Source organism: Enterobacter sp. CGMCC 5087 (assembly GCF_003144775.1).
Classification (GTDB): Bacteria; Pseudomonadota; Gammaproteobacteria; order Enterobacterales; family Enterobacteriaceae; genus Enterobacter; species Enterobacter cloacae_M.
Window position 1 is genome coordinate 1 of the sequence record NZ_QFXN01000146.1, and the last position, 18214, is coordinate 18214.

An 18214-nucleotide genomic window follows, 5' to 3' on the forward strand; every position below is an offset into this window, starting at 1 on the left:
ATGCCCGCGTCTGCGACGGCGCATCGTCCTGAACTCGCGGGCCGCAGCTTCGAGGCGATGGGCGTTTCGCTGGTAGTGCACCCGCACAACCCGTTCGTGCCCACCAGCCATGCCAACGTGCGCTTTTTCATTGCGGAAAAACCGGGCGCCGACCCTGTCTGGTGGTTCGGCGGCGGTTTCGATTTAACGCCCTACTACGGCTTCGAAGAGGATGCCGTGCACTGGCATACCACCGCGCGGGATCTTTGCCTGCCGTTTGGCGAAGACGTCTACCCGAAATTTAAAAAGTGGTGCGACGACTACTTTTACCTGAAGCACCGCGACGAGCAGCGCGGCATCGGCGGGCTGTTCTTTGACGATCTCAACGCGCCTGATTTTGATACCGCGTTCAGCTTTATGCGCGCGGTAGGCGAAGGCTACACCGACGCCTATCTGCCGATTGTCGAGCGTCGTAAAAATACCGATTACGGCGTGCGCGAGCGCGAGTTCCAGCTTTACCGCCGTGGGCGCTACGTGGAGTTCAACCTGGTATGGGATCGCGGGACGCTGTTCGGCCTGCAGACCGGCGGGCGCACGGAGTCGATTCTGATGTCGATGCCGCCGCTGGTGCGCTGGGAGTACTGTTACGAACCAAAAGAAGGCAGCCCGGAGGCTGCCTTGCGTGAGTTTATTCAGGTTCGGGACTGGGTGTAACCCTCCCCTCACCCCGGCTCTCTCCCTTTGGGAGAGGGTTAGGTGAGGGTAAAAATTACAGCGGCTGCGTCTGCGCCTCAACCACCGCCAGCGCCACCATATTCACGATACGGCGCACGGAGGCAATCGGCGTTAACACATGCACCGGTTTCGCCACGCCCATCAGTACCGGCCCTACGGTCACCCCTTCAGAGCTGGAGACGCGCAGCAGGTTATAGCTGATACGCGCCGCTTCCACGTTCGGCATAATCAGTATGTTGGCCGATCCCTTCAGCGGGCTGTCCGGCATACGTTCGTTACGGATGCTCTCCACCAGCGCGGCATCGCCGTGCATTTCCCCGTCAATCATCAGCTCCGGCGCACGCTCGCGCACCAGCTCCAGCGTCTGACGCATTTTGCAGGCCGCCGCGGATTTAGACGAACCAAAGTTAGAGTGCGACAGCAGCGCCACCTTCGGCTCGATACCAAAGCGACGCACGGTCTCGGCGGCCATCACGGTGATCTCCGCCAGCTCGTCCGGGGTCGGATCGTCGTTAACGTAAGTATCCGCAATAAAGGTGTTGCCGCTTGGCAGCAGCAGCGCGTTCATCGCCCCGGCGGTATGGACGCCGTCGCGATAGCCGAAGATCTCCTGCACCACGCTAAAGTGCTCGTGGTAATCGCCGATTGTGCCGCAGATCAGCGCATCCGCCTCGCCGCGATGCACCATGATCGCGCCGATCACCGTCGTGTTGCTGATGACGGCCTTCTGCGCCTGCTCCTGGGTGATCCCCCGGCGCTTCATGATCGCGTAGTATTCGCTCCAGTACTCTTTGAAGCGCGGATCGGATTCGTTGTTAACGATCTCGAAGTCGACGCCCGGCTTAATCTGCAGGCCCAGCTTCTGGATACGCATCTCAATCACGCTCGGACGACCAATCAGGATCGGTTTCGCCAGGCCTAAGGTGATCAGCTCCTGGGTGGCGTGCAGCACGCGCGCCTCTTCCCCTTCCGCCAGCACCACGCGCTTCGCGTCGGCGCGCGCCTGAGAGAAGATCGGCTTCATGAAGAGGTTCGTTTTATAGACGAACTCGGTGAGCTTATCGATGTACGCGTCGAAATCGTGGATCGGACGCGTCGCCACGCCGGAGTCCATCGCCGCTTTGGCAACGGCTGGCGCAATTTTAACAATCAGACGCGGGTCGAACGGTTTTGGAATGATGTAGTCCGGGCCGAAGCTCAGATCCTGATCGCCATACGCAGAGGCAACCACTTCGCTCTGCTCGGCGTGCGCCAGCTCCGCGATGGCGTGAACGGCGGCAAGCTTCATCTCTTCGTTGATCGCCGTTGCGCCGACGTCCAGCGCGCCGCGGAAGATGAACGGGAAGCAGAGCACGTTGTTGACCTGGTTCGGGTAGTCCGAACGGCCGGTACAGATGATGGCGTCTCCGCGCACCGCTTTCGCCAGCGGTGGCAGGATTTCCGGTTCCGGGTTCGCCAGGGCCAGGATCATTGGCGCACGCGCCATCTTCTTCACCATCTCCTGGGTCAGTACTTTCGGACCCGAGCAGCCGAGGAAGATATCCGCGCCGTCAATCACGTCGTCCAGGGTGCGTTTACCGTCGTCGTCGACCGCGTAAGCCGCTTTGGTTTCCGCCATGTTCGGCTCGCGGTCTTTATAGATAACGCCCTTGGAGTCGCAGACCACAATGTTGTGTTTCTGCATACCCAGCGCCACCAGCAGGTTCATACAGGCGATGGCCGCGGCGCCTGCGCCAGAGACCACCATGCGCACGTCGGAGAGATTTTTCTCTACCACGCGCAGGCCGTTGAGAATCGCGGCGGTGCTGATAATCGCGGTCCCGTGCTGGTCATCGTGGAACACGGGAATGTTCATACGCTCGCGCAGCTTCTGCTCGATATAGAAACATTCCGGCGCTTTGATGTCTTCCAGGTTGATCCCGCCGAAGGTCGGCTCCAGCGCGGCCACCACGTTGATGAATTTGTCAGGATCGAGTTCGTCCACCTCGATATCGAACACGTCGATACCGGCGAATTTCTTGAACAGTACCCCCTTCCCTTCCATCACCGGCTTACCGGCCAGCGCGCCGATGTTGCCCAGCCCCAGCACCGCCGTGCCGTTAGAGATCACGGCGACAAGGTTGCCACGCGCGGTGTATTTGTAGGCCGCCAGCGGGTCTTTTTCGATTTCCAGACACGGTGCAGCCACGCCCGGCGAATAGGCCAGCGCCAGATCGCGCTGGGTTGCCAGCGGCTTGGTTGGGGAGACCTGGATTTTCCCCGGGACAGGAAACTCGTGAAAATCGAGGGCACTCTGTTTCAACTGCTCATCCATCTTATTTTTCCTTTCACGTATCGGTCAAAAGGGTGACGTAAGCGATCCTGATGCACACCCTGGTGTGCCGCCTAGTATCGCCTCAGGCCGCCTCCTAAACTTTGAAGGCAGCCAAACTCTCACCATCACATATTAAAAATTGTTATCAATTTATAACAGCCATGTTACCCGTCTCAAAAGCAATGCCTCCCCCGTCTGCTATGCTTTTTTGTTAAGTCCATCATGATTTTTTCAGAAGTGTGAACTAACGCACTCATCTAACTCTTTTATTTCCAAGGAGTAATTATTTATGAACCAGCTAGACGGCATCAAAAAATTCACCACCGTGGTTGCAGACAGCGGCGATATCGAGTCGATTCGCCACTATCAGCCGGAGGACGCGACCACCAACCCTTCGCTACTGCTCAAAGCGGCAGGGCTTGCCCATTTTAGCCATCTGATTGATGACGCCATTGCCTACGGTAAACAGCGCGGGAAAACGCAGGAGCAGCAGGTCGCCGAAGCCAGCGATAAGCTGGCGGTTAATTTTGGTGCGGAAATTCTTAAAAGCATCCCGGGCCGCGTCTCGACCGAAGTCGACGCCCGCCTCTCGTTCGATAAAGAAAAGAGCATTAATAAGGCGCGTCGCCTGGTGGAACTGTACGAGGAGCAGGGGATCGATAAATCACGCATTCTGATCAAGCTGGCCTCCACCTGGGAAGGCATCCGCGCGGCAGAGGTGCTGGAGAAAGAAGGCATCCACTGCAACCTGACGCTGCTGTTCTCGTTTGCCCAGGCGCGCGCCTGCGCTGAGGCGGGCGTGTTCCTCGTCTCGCCGTTTGTCGGGCGCATCTACGACTGGTATCAGGCGAAACAGCCGATGGATCCATACGTGGTGGATGAGGATCCGGGCGTGAAATCGGTCCGTAATATCTACGACTACTACAAACAGCACCGCTACGAAACCATCGTGATGGGGGCCAGCTTCCGCCGTACCGAGCAGATCCTCGCCCTGGCAGGCTGCGACCGTCTGACCATCTCCCCTAACCTGCTTCAGGAGCTACAGGACAAAGAAGAAACGGTGATCCGCAAGCTGGTGCCGACCTCCACCGTTCTGCCAAAACCAAAACCCATGACCGAAGCGGAGTTCCGCTGGGAGCACAATCAGGACGCCATGGCCGTGGAAAAACTGGCGGACGGCATCCGCCAGTTCGCCGTCGACCAGCGCAAACTTGAAGATCTTCTCGCCGCCAAACTTTAACCTTGCCACGGAGTGAACTATGTCCCGTAAAGAGCTAGCCAATGCCATTCGCGCCCTCAGCATGGATGCCGTGCAAAAAGCCAATTCCGGCCACCCCGGCGCGCCGATGGGCATGGCTGATATTGCCGAAGTGCTGTGGAACGACTTTCTGAAGCACAACCCCAATGACCCGACCTGGTACGATCGCGACCGCTTTATTCTCTCCAACGGTCACGCCTCAATGCTGCTCTACAGCCTGCTGCACCTTTCCGGTTACGATCTGCCGCTTGAGGAGCTGAAAAACTTCCGCCAGCTGCACTCCAAAACGCCGGGGCACCCTGAGATTGGCTATACGCCAGGGGTGGAGACCACCACCGGGCCGCTCGGTCAGGGGCTGGCCAATGCGGTTGGGCTGGCAATTGCCGAACGCACGCTGGCGGCGCAGTTTAACCAGCCGGACCACGAAATTGTCGACCACTATACCTACGTGTTTATGGGTGACGGCTGCCTGATGGAGGGGATTTCCCATGAGGTCTGCTCCCTGGCGGGCACGCTGGGGCTCGGCAAGCTGATTGGCTTCTACGATCACAACGGCATCTCCATCGACGGGGAGACCGAAGGCTGGTTTACCGACGACACGGCAAAACGCTTTGAAGCCTATCACTGGCACGTGGTGCACGAGATCGATGGCCACGACCCTGAGGCGGTGAAAAAAGCGATTCAGGAAGCGCAGAGCGTGAAGGATAAACCGTCCCTGATTATCTGCCGCACGGTCATCGGCTTCGGCTCGCCGAACAAGGCGGGCAAAGAGGAGTCGCACGGCGCGGCGCTGGGCGAGGAGGAAGTCGCGCTGACCCGGCAAAAGCTGGGCTGGAAATATCCGCCGTTTGAGATCCCGAAAGAGATCTACAGAACCTGGGATGCCCGTGAGGCGGGTGAAAAGGCCCAGCAGGCCTGGAACGAGAAGTTTGCCGCCTATAAAAAAGCGCACCCGGATCTCGCCGTCGAGTTTTCCCGCCGCATGAGCGGCGGCCTGCCGGAGGACTGGGACGATAAAACCCAGGCGCTGATTGAAAACCTGCAGTCCAACCCGGCGAAAATCGCCACCCGCAAGGCGTCGCAAAATACCCTGAACGCAATCGGCCCTCTCCTGCCCGAACTGCTCGGTGGCTCGGCGGATCTGGCGCCCAGCAACCTGACCATCTGGTCGGGCTCAAAATCGCTGAAAGAGGACATTGCCGGGAACTACATCCACTACGGCGTGCGCGAGTTCGGGATGACCGCCATTGCCAACGGCATCGCCCATCACGGCGGGTTTGTGCCGTATACCGCCACCTTCCTGATGTTTGTCGAGTACGCCCGTAACGCGGCGCGCATGGCGGCCTTAATGAAGGCGCGGCAGATTATGGTCTACACCCACGACTCCATCGGGCTCGGGGAAGACGGGCCTACGCACCAGGCTGTGGAACAGCTGGCGAGCCTGCGCTTAACGCCGAACTTCAGCACCTGGCGTCCGTGCGATCAGGTCGAAGCGGCGGTGGGCTGGAAGCTGGCGGTAGAACGCCACAACGGCCCAACGGCACTGATTCTGTCACGCCAGAACCTGGCGCAGATTGAGCGAACCCCGGAGCAGGTGAAGAACATCGCCCGCGGCGGCTACATCCTGAAGGACAGCGGCGGCAAGCCGGACGTGATCCTGATTGCGACCGGCTCCGAGGTGGAAATCACGGTGAAAGCGGCGGAGAAACTGACTGCCGAAGGTTACGCGGTTCGCGTGGTGTCCCTGCCCTCAACGGACATTTTCGACGCCCAGGACGAGGCTTACCGGGAATCGGTCCTGCCGTCCAGCGTCGCGGCTCGCGTGGCGGTGGAAGCCGGTATTGCCGACTACTGGTACAAATATGTCGGGCTCAAAGGGGCGATTGTTGGCATGCGGGGTTACGGCGAGTCCGCCCCTGCCGACAAGCTGTTCCCGTACTTCGGCTTTACCGTTGAAAACGTGGTGGAGAAGGCGCTGAGCGTACTGTAGTGCTTTACCGCGTGATCCATAGCGTGGGCCAGGCATCTGGCCCGTTCCAGTTGTCGCAGCTGGGCTCCTCGGCGTAGCGCACCAGGCGGAAACGCTGGCCGTCAAAACGCCAGCGCGTCTGGATCCCGCAATCGCCCAAACCGCGCCCCAGCGCGAGCGTTGTCAGCTCGCGCGTCTTTTCATCGAAGCTGGCGTTCATCAACTCCATTTCGCTCCCGTCGCCTGACGGCGTAAACGGCAGACGCAGCCTGACGCTGCGCGCGGTGAACGGTTTTTTACGTGATACCAGCCACGCCAGATCGACCGTGTTATAGGCCCCCGCCTCGCAGCTGACGATCAGCAGCGCTTTGTCATCGGTTAACGCGGTGACGCGCACTTCCCGGCGGTTAGGATCCAGCGAGCACTGGCTGGTGTTCATCCGCCCGGTGCCATAATCCAGCAGATCGTTCAGTTCGGCGTGGGAGAGCGGCGTCGGTGTCGGGTTGACGACCGCCACCTTTTTAAGGGCTGGAGCAGGCGGAACGCTTAACGGCGGATCGTCACCTTTCTTGATCCACGCGGTTTCGCTGCCGACGCGCTTTTGCTGCGCATCAATGAACAGCAGCGCGGCCTTAAGCCCGGTCAGCGAAATAACCTGCTTACCGTCGCGCAGGGTCAGGGCCTTCCCTTCCTGGATGTTTTTCAGAAAGGCGGTGATGGTAGCCGCATCGTCCGTTTTCAGATGCCAGGGCGTGAGCTGCCAGCGCTGTTTGTCCAGCTTCAGGGGAACGTTATCCAGCAGCAGCCGGGGAGCAATCTCTGGCTCTTTTACCGAGGGCGCATCAAGACCGCCGAGATCGATACGCAGCGTGGCGTCCGTTTTCGCCCCGGCGCTACGGGTGAGCGTCATGACCAGACCACGGTGTTCACCGGTATTGCGTGCGAGGCAAAAATTCTGGTTATTGCAGGTTACCTGCCAGTCGGAGAAGGCTTGCTGGGCAGGTGCAGCCCGCACCTGCGGCGCGAGGAGCACACAAAACAGGTAAAACAAAAAGACGCTGTAGCGCATGAATGACACAATCCCGGAACGAAAACGCTTAACTGGGCAGTATCTTCGTGTTCCCGCCGGGGTTGCTCAATCGGATTTATCAGATATACCCGAAAAACAGGCTATATCCGTTCGAAAGTGGTGTTCATCAGCCCGGTTGTCTGTAAATACTGCAGTAATATCACCGCTTTACCATCCCTGATTTCGCCTGAACGCATCATCTCCAGCGCCCGGGCAAAAGGAAGCTCCAGCACTTCGATATCTTCATCCTCCACGCCACCGCCGCGGTGAGTGCGCTGCGCGTCGCTGTATTCCGCGATGAAGAAATGCACAATTTCCGTTACGCCGCCCGGCGACATAAACAGCTCGAAGACCTTTTTGACCTCGCCCACTTCGAAGCCGGTTTCTTCCACGGCCTCTTTGCGGATACAAACTTCCGGCTCATCATCATCGAGCAGGCCCGCGCAGGTTTCAATTAGACGTCCGTCAGGGTTGCCATTAACCCATGTCGCCACCCTGAACTGACGGATCAACACCACGCTCTGCTTTTCACGGTTATAGAGCAGAATGGTTGCCCCGTTGCCGCGGTCGTAGACCTCTCGTTTGTGGCGTATCACCTCACCGTTGTTACGCGTAAGGTCATAGGTGATGTTACGCAGAACAAAGTAGTTTTCAGAGAGAATTTTGTCTTTGATAACGTCAATTTTCAGGGTCATACGGGCTCCACAACACAATGAGTCGTCCTATACTACGCCGTGAATCCCGCTTTGTCGCCCGCCGGTTTAATGATGTTTTGGCGCGTTAACTCCAAGCCAGTCGAGTATCCCCTGCGCCGCATGACGTCCTTCCGCCATGGCTGTCACCACAAGATCCGCACCGCGTACCGCATCGCCTCCGGCGAAGATCTGTGGGTTAGTCGTCTGATAACGGTAGCGGCTCTCAACCGAAGCAACGATCCGCCCCCGGTCATCCGTTTCGACACCCTGCGCCTGCAGCCACGGCATCGCATGCGGGTTAAAACCAAACGCCATGATGACCGCATCTGCCGCCATCACGAACTCGCTGCCCGCTACCGGAACCGGTCGACGCCGTCCCTGCGCGTCCGGTTCACCGAGCTCGGTACGTAGCATCCGGATACCGTTGACCTTACCGTTCGGATCCAGCGTCAGCTCAACCGGCTGAACGTTAAATTCAAACGCCGCGCCCTCTTCTCGGGCGTTCTTCACCTCTTTCTTCGAGCCCGGCATGTTGGCCTCATCCCGACGATAGGCGCAGGTTACCTTCGCCGCGCCGTGGCGTAACGCGGTGCGGACGCAGTCCATCGCGGTATCGCCGCCGCCAAGCACCACCACGTTTAAGCCATGGGTGTCGATGAACGGTTCGCTGGCCGTCGCCTCCAGCCCCATAACGTGCCGCGTGTTGCCCACCAGGAAAGGCAGCGCGTCATAGACCCCAGGCGCGTCCTCGTGCGGGATACCCGCCTTCATCGAGCGGTAGGTTCCCACGCCAATAAACAGGGCGTCGTAATCCTGCTTTAACTGCGACATCGACACGTCCTGGCCCACCTCGCAGTTCAGCTCGAAGCGGATCCCCATCGCGGTAAATATCTCTCTGCGCCGCGCGAGCAGCGATTTGTCCAGCTTGAATGCCGGGATGCCAAAGGTCAGCAATCCGCCAATTTCCGGATGCCGGTCATAGACCGTCACACTCGCTCCGCTGCGCGCCAGCACGTCGGCGCACGCCAGCCCGGCGGGCCCGGCGCCGACGATCGCGACACGTTTACCTGTCGGCGTGACGGCGGACATATCCGGCCGCCAGCCCATCGCCAGCGCCCGATCGGAGATATAGCGCTCGATGTTACCGATGGTCACGGCTCCCGCCTCTTCACGTATTGTGCAGGCACCCTCGCATAATCGGTCCTGCGGACAGACGCGGCCGGTAATTTCAGGTAAACAGTTGGTCTGATGAGAAAGCTCGACCGCGCCGGCGATATCCCCCGCGTTGAGGCGCTCGATCCACTGCGGGATGTGGTTATGCAGCGGGCAGGTCCATTCGCAAATGCTGTGCTCGCCGCATTTCAGGCAGCGCGACGCCTCGCGGGCGGCCTGTTCGGCCCGAAACGGCAGGTAAATTTCGTTAAAATGGCCCACGCGCTCTGCGGCAGCGAGTTTATCGGGCTCGCCGCGTGGCGGGGTTGTTTGCATCTGCTGCAGTTTGGTGCGCGAAGCGTCTTCTCTGACGGCCTCCGCATGCCAGGGCTGCGCCTCCAGGCAGGCCGTGCGCTGGCGGCGCGATTTCGCCAGATTATCAAGGACAGCAGGCGTCGCGAGGGAGAGAACGTCTGCCGGGCAATTTTCGATACAGGCCGGGCCGCGTGGCCGCGTCAGACAGAGATCGCATTTATTCGCCGAGGCTTTCACGCCGCCGCTGTCGAGCGGGGTGACGATAATCTCCATCGTGCCAAACGGGCAGGCCACCGCGCAGGCCTTACAGCCGATGCATTTTTGTTGATTCACCTGTACGCTGTCATCGCATTTGCTGATGGCGCCGTTCGGGCAGCTTTGCGCGCAGGGCGCATTTTCACAGTGATGGCAGGTGACGGGGCTACTCTTCTCGCCGGACCTCAGGACCGTAATGCGGGGGTGAAAATGGCGCTCGCTCAGGACGTGCTGCTCATCGTTGTGCGCCATCACGCAGGCCACTTCGCAGGCGCGACACCCGATGCACTGCTGGCTGTTAGCCATAATAAAACGATTCATAACCACACCTGTTTTTGGTTCAATAACCTTATTCTTTATATGAATATGGTATTTACGCATCACGGCGCGATCGGGCAATGTTCAAATGCCCGGAATGCCGAATTATTTACAGTGAACCTGTAGCAGATCAATTTTATTCAGAGAGCCGTTCTGTGACCGTCAAACGACCCGTTTCCGGAAGCCTTGCCCGGGCTTTCTTTTCGATAATTGCCTTATCCGTGCTGACCAGCACCGTCGCGCTGCTGACGCTTGCCAGCAGCCAGCGTGACGCCGAAGCCATTAATATCGCGGGTTCACTGCGCATGCAGAGCTATCGTCTGGGCTACGAGATGCAGCGCAACAGCCCTGCCCTTGCCGCGCATCGCGACAGCTGGCAACGGACGCTGAGCGCGCCTGCCCTACAGAAGCTGAACCGCTGGTACGTCCCGGACAATGTTAAAGCGCGCTACCAGCAGCTGCACGTGGCCTGGCTGGAGATGGATGCGCGCATCGCCCGCGGCGACAGCGCGTGGTATCAAACCCACATTGAGGATTTTGTCGGCCGCATTGATGCCTTTGTGCTCGCCCTCCAGCACTACACCGAACATAAAATTCAGACGGTGACCCTGCTCTCGCTGGCGGGTGCCCTCGGGATCCTGCTCCTGACGCTATTTACCCTGCGACGCATCCGTCGCCAGGTGGTGTTGCCGCTTAACAATCTGGTGGCGGCCAGCGAACGGGTTGAGCGAGGGGAATTTGCAACCCCGGCGCCCGATACCGCCCTGCCGAACGAGCTGGGCCAACTCTCCCGCGCCTTCAACCACATGTCCGCCGAGCTGGCTACGCTCTACCGTTCGCTCGAAGCCTCGGTCGCGGAAAAGACGCGGCATTTGCATGAAGCCCACCAGCAGCTCGACATGCTGTTCAAATGCTCTCAGGCGCTGAATACCGGCCAGATAGACAGCCACTGCTTTCGGCATATCCTGCAGATTGTCCATGACTATACGCAGATGAATTATCTCGAACTGCGCACCAGCGACGACTGGCGGCTGTCTGAAGGGACGGAGTCACATGGCATTCCTCTGCAGCACCTGCCGGTACTGATGCAGGACACCCTTTATGGCGAGCTGCGCTGGCAAAGCGAGACGGACAGCGTTCCCCTTCCGCTGATGAGAAGCGTGGCGACCATGCTCGGGCGCGGGCTGTACTTTAACCAGGCGCAAAAACATTACCAGCAGCTGCTGCTGATGGAAGAGCGCGCCACCATTGCCCGCGAGCTGCACGATTCGCTGGCGCAGGTGCTGTCGTATCTGCGCATTCAGCTTGCGCTGCTCAGACGCGCCGTGCCCGAGGAAAATACCCCGGCGCAGACCATCATCAGCGACTTCTCCCGCGAGCTGAACAATGCCTGGCAGCAGCTTCGCGAGCTGCTCACCACCTTCCGCCTGACGCTGAACCACGCGAACTTACCCGCAGCGCTGCAGGAGTCCCTCGACGTCCTTCAGAGCCAGACGCAGGCGAAGCTGCATCTCGACTGCCGTCTCTCCTCGCTGGCGCTGGACGCGCAAAAGCAGGTGCATTTGCTGCAGATCGTGCGTGAGGCCGTGCTGAACGCCATTAAGCACGCGCAGGCCAGCGAGATCACCGTCAGCTGCGTGACCTCCATGGACGGTACGCACAGCGTCAGCATTCGTGACAACGGCATCGGGATTGGCGAAGCCAGCGAGCCGCCGGGACACTACGGCCTGAACATTATGCGCGAACGCGCGCAGCGGCTCGGCGGGATGCTGCACTTCTCGCAGCCGCAAAACGGCGGCACGCTGGTCAGCGTGACGTTCCCGGCGCACGCGCCGTTAACGGGTAAATAACGGTAAAGGAGGACGCGCGGGAAAAAGCGCATGATAATTTACATTATCTCCTTTATTTCTCCACGTTTGGCCTGGGCCTTACCGCTAAAGTTATGCGGGCAATAAACAATAATGACGTGCAGCAAAACGAGGTCACTCTTTCATGGCGAATTTTTTCATCGATCGCCCCATTTTTGCCTGGGTGCTTGCCATCCTGTTGTGTCTGACAGGTGTCCTGGCGATTACTTCACTGCCTGTTGAGCAATACCCCGATCTGGCACCGCCTAACGTGCGCGTAACGGCAAACTACCCCGGCGCTTCCGCACAAACGCTGGAAAACACCGTGACGCAGGTTATCGAGCAGAACATGACGGGTCTGGATAACCTGATGTACATGTCCTCGCAAAGTAGCGCCACGGGCCAGGCGACGGTGACCCTGAGCTTTAAGGCGGGCACGGACCCGGACGAAGCGGTGCAGCAGGTGCAAAACCAGCTGCAGTCGGCCATGCGCAAGCTGCCCCAGGCGGTGCAGAATCAGGGCGTGACCGTGCGTAAAACCGGTGATACCAACATTTTGACCATCGCGTTTGTCTCGACAGATGGCTCGATGGATAAACAGGACATTGCGGACTACGTCGCCAGTAATATTCAGGATCCCATCAGCCGTATCAACGGCGTCGGGGATATCGACGCCTACGGCTCACAATACTCCATGCGCATCTGGCTCGACCCCAACAAGCTGAACAGCGTCCAGATGACGGCAACCGACGTGACGAATGCCATCAAGGCCCAGAACGCCCAGATTGCGGTGGGGCAGCTGGGGGGAACGCCGTCCGTCGATAAACAGGCCCTGAACGCCACCATTAATTCACAATCCCTGCTGCAGACGCCGGACCAGTTCCGCAATATCACCCTGCGCGTGAATCAGGACGGGTCGGAAGTGCGTCTCGGCGATGTCGCCACGGTGGAAATGGGGGCGGAGAAATACGACTACCTGAGCCGCTTTAACGGCAATCAGGCCTCCGGTCTGGGGATTAAACTGGCCTCCGGCGCGAACGAAATGGCGACGGCAAAACTGGTGTTAGACCGTCTGGACGAGCTGTCGCAGTATTTCCCGCACGGGCTGGAGTACAAAGTCGCCTATGAAACCACCTCCTTCGTAAAAGCCTCCATTGAGGACGTGGTGAAGACCCTGCTGGAAGCCATCGCTCTGGTATTCCTGGTGATGTACCTGTTCCTGCAAAATTTCCGCGCGACGCTGATCCCCACCATTGCCGTCCCGGTGGTGCTGCTGGGGACCTTTGCGGTGCTCTACGCCTTCGGGTACAGCATTAATACCCTGACGATGTTTGCGATGGTGCTGGCAATCGGCCTTCTGGTGGATGATGCCATCGTGGTGGTTGAAAACGTCGAGCGCATCATGAGCGAAGAAGGACTCTCTCCGCGCCAGGCGACGCGCAAATCCATGGGGCAAATTCAGGGGGCGTTAGTCGGTATTGCAATGGTGCTGTCGGCCGTCTTTATCCCGATGGCCTTCTTTGGCGGCACAACCGGGGCGATCTACCGCCAGTTCTCGATAACCATCGTCTCGGCAATGGTGCTCTCCGTGCTGGTCGCATTGATCCTCACCCCCGCGCTCTGCGCCACAATCCTGAAGCCGCTGCACAAAGGGGAGCATCACGGCCAAAAAGGGTTCTTCGGCTGGTTTAACCGGATGTTCAACCGCAATGCCGCGCGATATGAATCTGCCGTCGGGCGAGTGCTTCACCGCAGCCTGCGCTGGATGATGATTTATGTTGTGCTGCTGGGCGGCATGGTCTGGCTGTTTATGCATCTCCCCACCTCGTTCCTGCCGATGGAAGACCGGGGCATGTTCACCACCTCGGTTCAGCTCCCGAGCGGCGCAACGCAGCAGCAGACGCTGAAAGTGGTCCAGAAAGTGGAGCAGTACTTCTTCACCAAAGAGAAAGATAACGTTGTGTCGGTCTTCTCCACCGTGGGCTCTGGCCCGGGCGGAAACGGGCAGAACGTCGCCCGCATGTTCGTCCGTCTGAAGGACTGGGACGAGCGCGATACCAAAACCGGAACGTCATTCGCCATCATTGAACGTGCGACAAAAGCCTTTGCGCATATTAAAGAGGCGCGCGTCTTCGCCAGCAGCCCGCCGGCGATAAGCGGCCTGGGCAGTTCTGCCGGGTTTGATATGGAGCTGCAGGATCACGCCGGTGCGGGCCACACGGCGCTGATGGCGGCACGCGATAAGCTGTTAGCGCTGGCGGGCAACGATCCTGGCCTGACCCGCGTTCGCCACAACGGTCTTGACGACAGCCCGCAGCTGCAGGTGGATATCGATCAGCGTAAGGCGCAGGCGCTGGGCGTCTCGATCAACGATATCAACGACACCCTGCAAACGGCGTGGGGCTCGAGCTATGTGAATGACTTTATGGATCGCGGCCGCGTGAAAAAAGTGTATGTCCAGTCCGCCGCGCCGTTCCGCATGCTGCCGGACGATATTAACCGCTGGTTTGTCAGGAATAACGCTGGCGGCATGGTGCCGTTCTCTGCCTTTGCGACCTCGCACTGGGAGAGCGGTTCGCCGCGTCTGGAGCGCTATAACGGCTACTCTGCGGTTGAAATCGTAGGGGAAGCCGCGCCGGGCGTCAGTACCGGTACCGCCATGGATACCATGGAAAAACTGGTGCAGCAGCTGCCCGCCGGTTTTGGTCTGGAGTGGACGGCCATGTCCTACCAGGAGCGTCTCTCCGGAGCGCAGGCCCCTGCGCTTTACGCGCTCTCTCTGCTGGTGGTCTTCCTCTGCCTTGCCGCACTGTATGAGAGCTGGTCGGTCCCGTTCTCGGTCATGCTGGTGGTGCCCCTTGGGGTTGTCGGTGCGCTGCTGGCGACCTGGATGCGCGGCCTCGAGAACGACGTTTATTTCCAGGTGGGTCTGCTCACCGTAATTGGGCTATCGGCGAAAAACGCCATTCTGATCGTTGAATTTGCCAACGAGATGAATGCCAAAGGCCACGAGCTCATGGCCGCCACGCTGCACGCCTGCCGTCAGCGCTTACGTCCCATCCTGATGACGTCGCTGGCGTTCGTCTTTGGCGTACTGCCGATGGCAACCAGTACGGGTGCAGGCTCCAGCAGCCAGCATGCCGTCGGAACGGGGGTGATGGGCGGCATGATTTCGGCCACCGTTCTGGCCATTTACTTCGTGCCGCTGTTCTTTGTGCTGGTGCGTCGCCGCTTCCCGTTAAAGGAACGCGCTGAGTAAGTGATTGAAATAAAAAAAGGCGGCTTTATCGGCCGCCTTTTTATTGTGTGATTAATTCACACTATGGTTATTTTACTTATTTTAGTGCTCTTGCAATTCTTACTGAATGTCATTTACGAAGCATGCCTTCGATAAAATCTTTCCAGTTCCCCAGTTCACGTTCAATCATAACAACCTCTCTTATTATTATGCGCATTCTACAAAAACGGACCATCATTGTGAAGACTATTTAACCAATTGCTGTGATTGTACCCCACGTCCTGCGGGGATTTATGATAAATATGAACGGAGAGGCCTCAATTTTTTGTGACGGCTGGCAATATTTTGAAATAACCCTCCGAACGGGTGAGTTTTATTTTACCCGCTGAGTTTATTCGAAATTTAAACTTTATGGACATCTATGCTTAAAGGGTGAAAGAATATTCAGCGTACAGATGTGAGTTGAATTAAGAAGAAGCGTAAATCCAGACGATTCCTGAATGTGTTATATTCTACTTAAGGATATATTTTCGAATTTACTGAACATTTAATCATCATTAGGTCAAAAGGATTCACCATGGTTGTGATGTACGGCATTAAAAATTGCGACACCATCAAAAAAGCCCGCCGCTGGCTGGAAACAAACGGCGTAGAGTATCGCTTCCACGATTACCGTGCCGACGGGCTTGATGCAGAATTTCTGCATAGCGCAATCGGCGAGCTGGGGTGGGAAGCACTGCTGAACACGCGCGGCACCACCTGGCGCAAGCTGGACGAATCTCTGCGCGCCAGCATCAACGACGCCGACAGCGCGGCAAAACTGATGCTCGAGATGCCGGCAATTATCAAACGCCCATTGCTCTGCGCGCCAGGGCAGCCTATGCTGCTGGGTTTCAGTGAAACCCTTTATTCCGACTTTTTTCGTTGAGGTGTAGTTTATGTCATGCCCGGTCATTGAGCTGACTCAGCAGCTTATTCGCCGTCCTTCCCTTAGCCCGGACGACGCAGGTTGTCAGGCACTTATGATTGAGCGCCTGCGTGCCATCGGTTTTACCGTTGAACGCATGGATTTTGGCGATACCCAGAACTTCTGGGCGTGGCGCGGCCAGGGTGAAACGCTGGCCTTTGCCGGGCATACTGACGTCGTTCCCGCCGGTGACGCGGATCGCTGGATCAACCCGCCGTTTGAACCGACCATCCGCGACGGCATGCTGTTTGGTCGCGGCGCGGCAGACATGAAAGGCTCGCTGGCGGCGATGGTCGTGGCGGCAGAACGCTTTGTGGCTCAGCATCCAAACCACAAAAACCGTCTGGCGTTTTTAATCACCTCCGACGAAGAAGCCAGCGCCCATAACGGTACCGTGAAGGTCGTTGAAGCGCTGATGGCGCGTAACGAGCGTCTCGACTACTGTCTGGTTGGTGAGCCGTCCAGTACCGAAGTGGTGGGCGATGTCGTCAAAAACGGGCGCCGCGGCTCGCTGACCTGTAACCTGACCATTCACGGCGTTCAGGGGCACGTTGCTTATCCGCATCTGGCCGATAACCCGGTTCATCGCGCTGCGCCGATGCTGAGCGAGCTGGTGGGCATCGAGTGGGATAAAGGCAACGAATTCTTCCCGCCGACCAGCATGCAGATTGCGAACGTCAAGGCCGGGACCGGCAGCAACAACGTGATCCCGGGTGATTACTTCGTCCAGTTTAACTTCCGCTTCAGCACCGAACTGACCGATGAGACGATCAAGGCGCGCGTCGTCGCACTGCTGGAAAAATATCACCTGCGCTACACCGTGGAGTGGTGGCTTTCCGGCCAGCCGTTCCTGACGCAGCGTGGCAAACTGGTGGATGCGGTGGTGAACGCCATCGAGCACTATAATGAAATTAAGCCACAGCTGCTGACAACGGGTGGCACCTCAGACGGACGCTTTATCGCCCGTATGGGCGCCCAGGTTGTCGAACTGGGTCCAGTGAACGCAACCATTCATAAAATCAATGAGTGTGTCAATGCGGCAGATTTGCAACTGCTGGCCCGTATGTATCAACGTATTATGGAGCAACTCGTCGCCTGACGAACGCTCTGAGAGGAATAGCGAATGGATTGGCTTTCAAAGTACTGGTGGATTCTGGTGTTAGTTTTTCTGGTTGGCGTACTGCTGAACGTGATTAAAGATCTTAAGCGCGTTGACCATAAAAAATTTCTCGCCAACAAACCGGATCTTCCCCCGCACCGTGATTTTAACGACAAGTGGGACGATGACGACGACTGGCCGAACAAGGACCAGAAGAAGTAATCGTTAAGTTTCCCCTCTCCCCGGGAGAGGGGGAAACCTCACATAAACTCCACAATATCATCGTTATCCGGCTTACCGCCGCTGAGCGCTTCATCAAAGTAGTGCTTCGGTACGGTATAGCGCAAACGATCGAGCGCGAACTGCATGCTACGGTCGTCAATCGCGTGGCCCAGATCGTCAACGATATCCAGCGTCACGTCCCCACCTTCGCGAATCAGCGCTTCCTGGGCGGCAACCGCATGCGAGAGCTCAATCACCCGGTCTTCACCACCGTGGATCAGGTGGATCGTGGTCTGCGTGGTCGCGCTTGTCGGTAACGTCGCAAAGCGGCCGTTAAACGCGATGACGCGTGACGCCAGACCCGGCTGCGCTTTTACGCTTTCCAGCGACATGATTGACCCCTGCGAGAAGCCAATCAGCGCGGTCGCGTCGGCACCCACGCCGCTCTGCTGCTGCCAGTAGCGGACGATGTCGATAAAGCTGGGCATGATGGCGTCGATGCGAGCCTGACGGTTCTCTTCCGTCACGCCCTGAACAGAGAACCACTGGCGTCCGTTCGGACCACATGGCTCTACGCCACCGATGCTGACAATCAATGCCTCCGGAAAAACGGGCGCAAACCAGCTGCCAATCTGACCCATATTGACGGCATTATCGCCTACGCCATGAAACAGAAGCAGTAACTGTTTAGCCGGTTTGTCAGGGCTTTGAACAACAAAATGGTCGTGTTTCATGGTGGTCTCCTTAATAGATGACCTGGATTCTACGCCTCCCGACGTGAA

Annotated in this window: 14 protein-coding genes; 8 read left to right on the plus strand and 6 right to left on the minus strand. The window is 58.2% G+C overall.

Going from position 1 to position 18214, the window contains the following annotated elements; genetic code table 11:
• Positions 1–693 (plus strand): oxygen-dependent coproporphyrinogen oxidase (gene hemF, locus DEO48_RS13105; protein WP_109845415.1); only part of this gene is annotated, 693 nt, incomplete at its 5' end.
• Positions 694–748: 55 nt separating this feature from the next.
• Here hemF and maeB read toward each other — a convergent pair.
• Entirely contained in the window at positions 749–3028 is a 2280-nt protein-coding gene (gene maeB / locus DEO48_RS13110; RefSeq protein ID WP_109845416.1) for an NADP-dependent oxaloacetate-decarboxylating malate dehydrogenase, read from the minus strand.
• A 289-nt stretch (positions 3029–3317) separates the two neighbouring features.
• On the opposite strand from maeB, the gene tal reads away from it, so the two are divergent.
• Positions 3318–4268, plus strand: coding sequence for a transaldolase (tal, locus tag DEO48_RS13115; RefSeq protein ID WP_023308742.1), 951 nt, complete (start codon positions 3318–3320; stop codon positions 4266–4268).
• 19 nt (positions 4269–4287) lie between these two features.
• A complete protein-coding gene (tkt, locus tag DEO48_RS13120; protein WP_109845417.1) occupies positions 4288–6276 on the plus strand; it encodes a transketolase in 1989 nt (662 codons plus the stop codon).
• Between the two features lie 4 nt (positions 6277–6280).
• Here the strand turns inward: tkt and DEO48_RS13125 are convergent, their stop codons facing one another.
• From DEO48_RS13125 to aegA, 3 genes are all read right to left on the minus strand, one after another.
• Positions 6281–7324 (minus strand): DUF1176 domain-containing protein, encoded by a 1044-nt coding sequence (locus DEO48_RS13125; RefSeq protein WP_109845418.1) that lies wholly within the window; start codon positions 7322–7324, stop codon positions 6281–6283.
• 101 nt (positions 7325–7425) lie between these two features.
• Positions 7426–8019 (minus strand): GDP-mannose pyrophosphatase NudK, encoded by a 594-nt coding sequence (gene nudK / locus DEO48_RS13130; protein ID WP_023308745.1) that lies wholly within the window; start codon positions 8017–8019, stop codon positions 7426–7428.
• A 66-nt stretch (positions 8020–8085) separates the two neighbouring features.
• Complete coding sequence (gene aegA / locus DEO48_RS13135) at positions 8086–10062, minus strand: formate-dependent uric acid utilization protein AegA (protein WP_109845419.1); 1977 nt, start codon at positions 10060–10062, stop codon at positions 8086–8088.
• 152 nt (positions 10063–10214) lie between these two features.
• On the opposite strand from aegA, the gene narQ reads away from it, so the two are divergent.
• The gene (gene narQ / locus DEO48_RS13145) at positions 10215–11909 is read left to right on the plus strand and encodes a nitrate/nitrite two-component system sensor histidine kinase NarQ (RefSeq protein WP_109845420.1); all 1695 of its coding nucleotides are present in this window, start codon (positions 10215–10217) and stop codon (positions 11907–11909) included.
• Between the two features lie 142 nt (positions 11910–12051).
• The gene (gene acrD / locus DEO48_RS13150) at positions 12052–15165 is read left to right on the plus strand and encodes a multidrug efflux RND transporter permease AcrD (protein ID WP_109845421.1); all 3114 of its coding nucleotides are present in this window, start codon (positions 12052–12054) and stop codon (positions 15163–15165) included.
• A 109-nt stretch (positions 15166–15274) separates the two neighbouring features.
• On the opposite strand, the gene ypfM is transcribed toward acrD, so the two are convergent.
• Positions 15275–15334: a protein YpfM gene (gene ypfM / locus DEO48_RS13155; RefSeq protein ID WP_015572204.1), complete on the minus strand. Its 60-nt coding sequence runs from the start codon at positions 15332–15334 to the stop codon at positions 15275–15277.
• Positions 15335–15721: 387 nt separating this feature from the next.
• Between ypfM and DEO48_RS13160 the strand changes: the two genes are divergently transcribed.
• The 3 genes from DEO48_RS13160 to DEO48_RS13170 are packed head-to-tail and all read left to right on the plus strand — an operon-like array spanning position 15722 to position 17432.
• The gene (locus DEO48_RS13160; RefSeq protein WP_109845422.1) at positions 15722–16072 is read left to right on the plus strand and encodes an ArsC family reductase; all 351 of its coding nucleotides are present in this window, start codon (positions 15722–15724) and stop codon (positions 16070–16072) included.
• Between the two features lie 10 nt (positions 16073–16082).
• Complete coding sequence (dapE, locus tag DEO48_RS13165) at positions 16083–17210, plus strand: succinyl-diaminopimelate desuccinylase (protein ID WP_045355343.1); 1128 nt, start codon at positions 16083–16085, stop codon at positions 17208–17210.
• 24 nt (positions 17211–17234) lie between these two features.
• A complete protein-coding gene (locus DEO48_RS13170; RefSeq protein ID WP_023308751.1) occupies positions 17235–17432 on the plus strand; it encodes a hypothetical protein in 198 nt (65 codons plus the stop codon).
• A 38-nt stretch (positions 17433–17470) separates the two neighbouring features.
• Here the strand turns inward: DEO48_RS13170 and ypfH are convergent, their stop codons facing one another.
• Positions 17471–18166 carry an esterase gene (gene ypfH, locus DEO48_RS13175; protein ID WP_109845423.1) on the minus strand — a complete coding sequence of 232 codons (696 nt, stop codon included), beginning with the start codon at positions 18164–18166 and terminating at the stop codon, positions 17471–17473.
• Positions 18167–18214 lie beyond the last annotated feature (48 nt).

Bases quoted from the DNA above. Each gene is read 5' to 3' on its own strand.
- tal (WP_023308742.1), top strand. From the start codon at position 3,318: ATGAACCAGCTAGACGGCATCAAAAAATTCACCACCGTGGTTGCAGAC.
- DEO48_RS13160 (WP_109845422.1), top strand. From the start codon at position 15,722: ATGGTTGTGATGTACGGCATTAAAAATTGCGACACCATCAAAAAAGCC.
- nudK (WP_023308745.1), bottom strand. From the start codon at position 8,019: ATGACCCTGAAAATTGACGTTATCAAAGACAAAATTCTCTCTGAAAAC.
- aegA (WP_109845419.1), bottom strand. From the start codon at position 10,062: ATGAATCGTTTTATTATGGCTAACAGCCAGCAGTGCATCGGGTGTCGC.
- DEO48_RS13170 (WP_023308751.1), top strand. From the start codon at position 17,235: ATGGATTGGCTTTCAAAGTACTGGTGGATTCTGGTGTTAGTTTTTCTG.
- ypfH (WP_109845423.1), bottom strand. From the start codon at position 18,166: ATGAAACACGACCATTTTGTTGTTCAAAGCCCTGACAAACCGGCTAAA.
- dapE (WP_045355343.1), top strand. From the start codon at position 16,083: ATGTCATGCCCGGTCATTGAGCTGACTCAGCAGCTTATTCGCCGTCCT.
- acrD (WP_109845421.1), top strand. From the start codon at position 12,052: ATGGCGAATTTTTTCATCGATCGCCCCATTTTTGCCTGGGTGCTTGCC.
- maeB (WP_109845416.1), bottom strand. From the start codon at position 3,028: ATGGATGAGCAGTTGAAACAGAGTGCCCTCGATTTTCACGAGTTTCCT.
- tkt (WP_109845417.1), top strand. From the start codon at position 4,288: ATGTCCCGTAAAGAGCTAGCCAATGCCATTCGCGCCCTCAGCATGGAT.
- DEO48_RS13125 (WP_109845418.1), bottom strand. From the start codon at position 7,324: ATGCGCTACAGCGTCTTTTTGTTTTACCTGTTTTGTGTGCTCCTCGCG.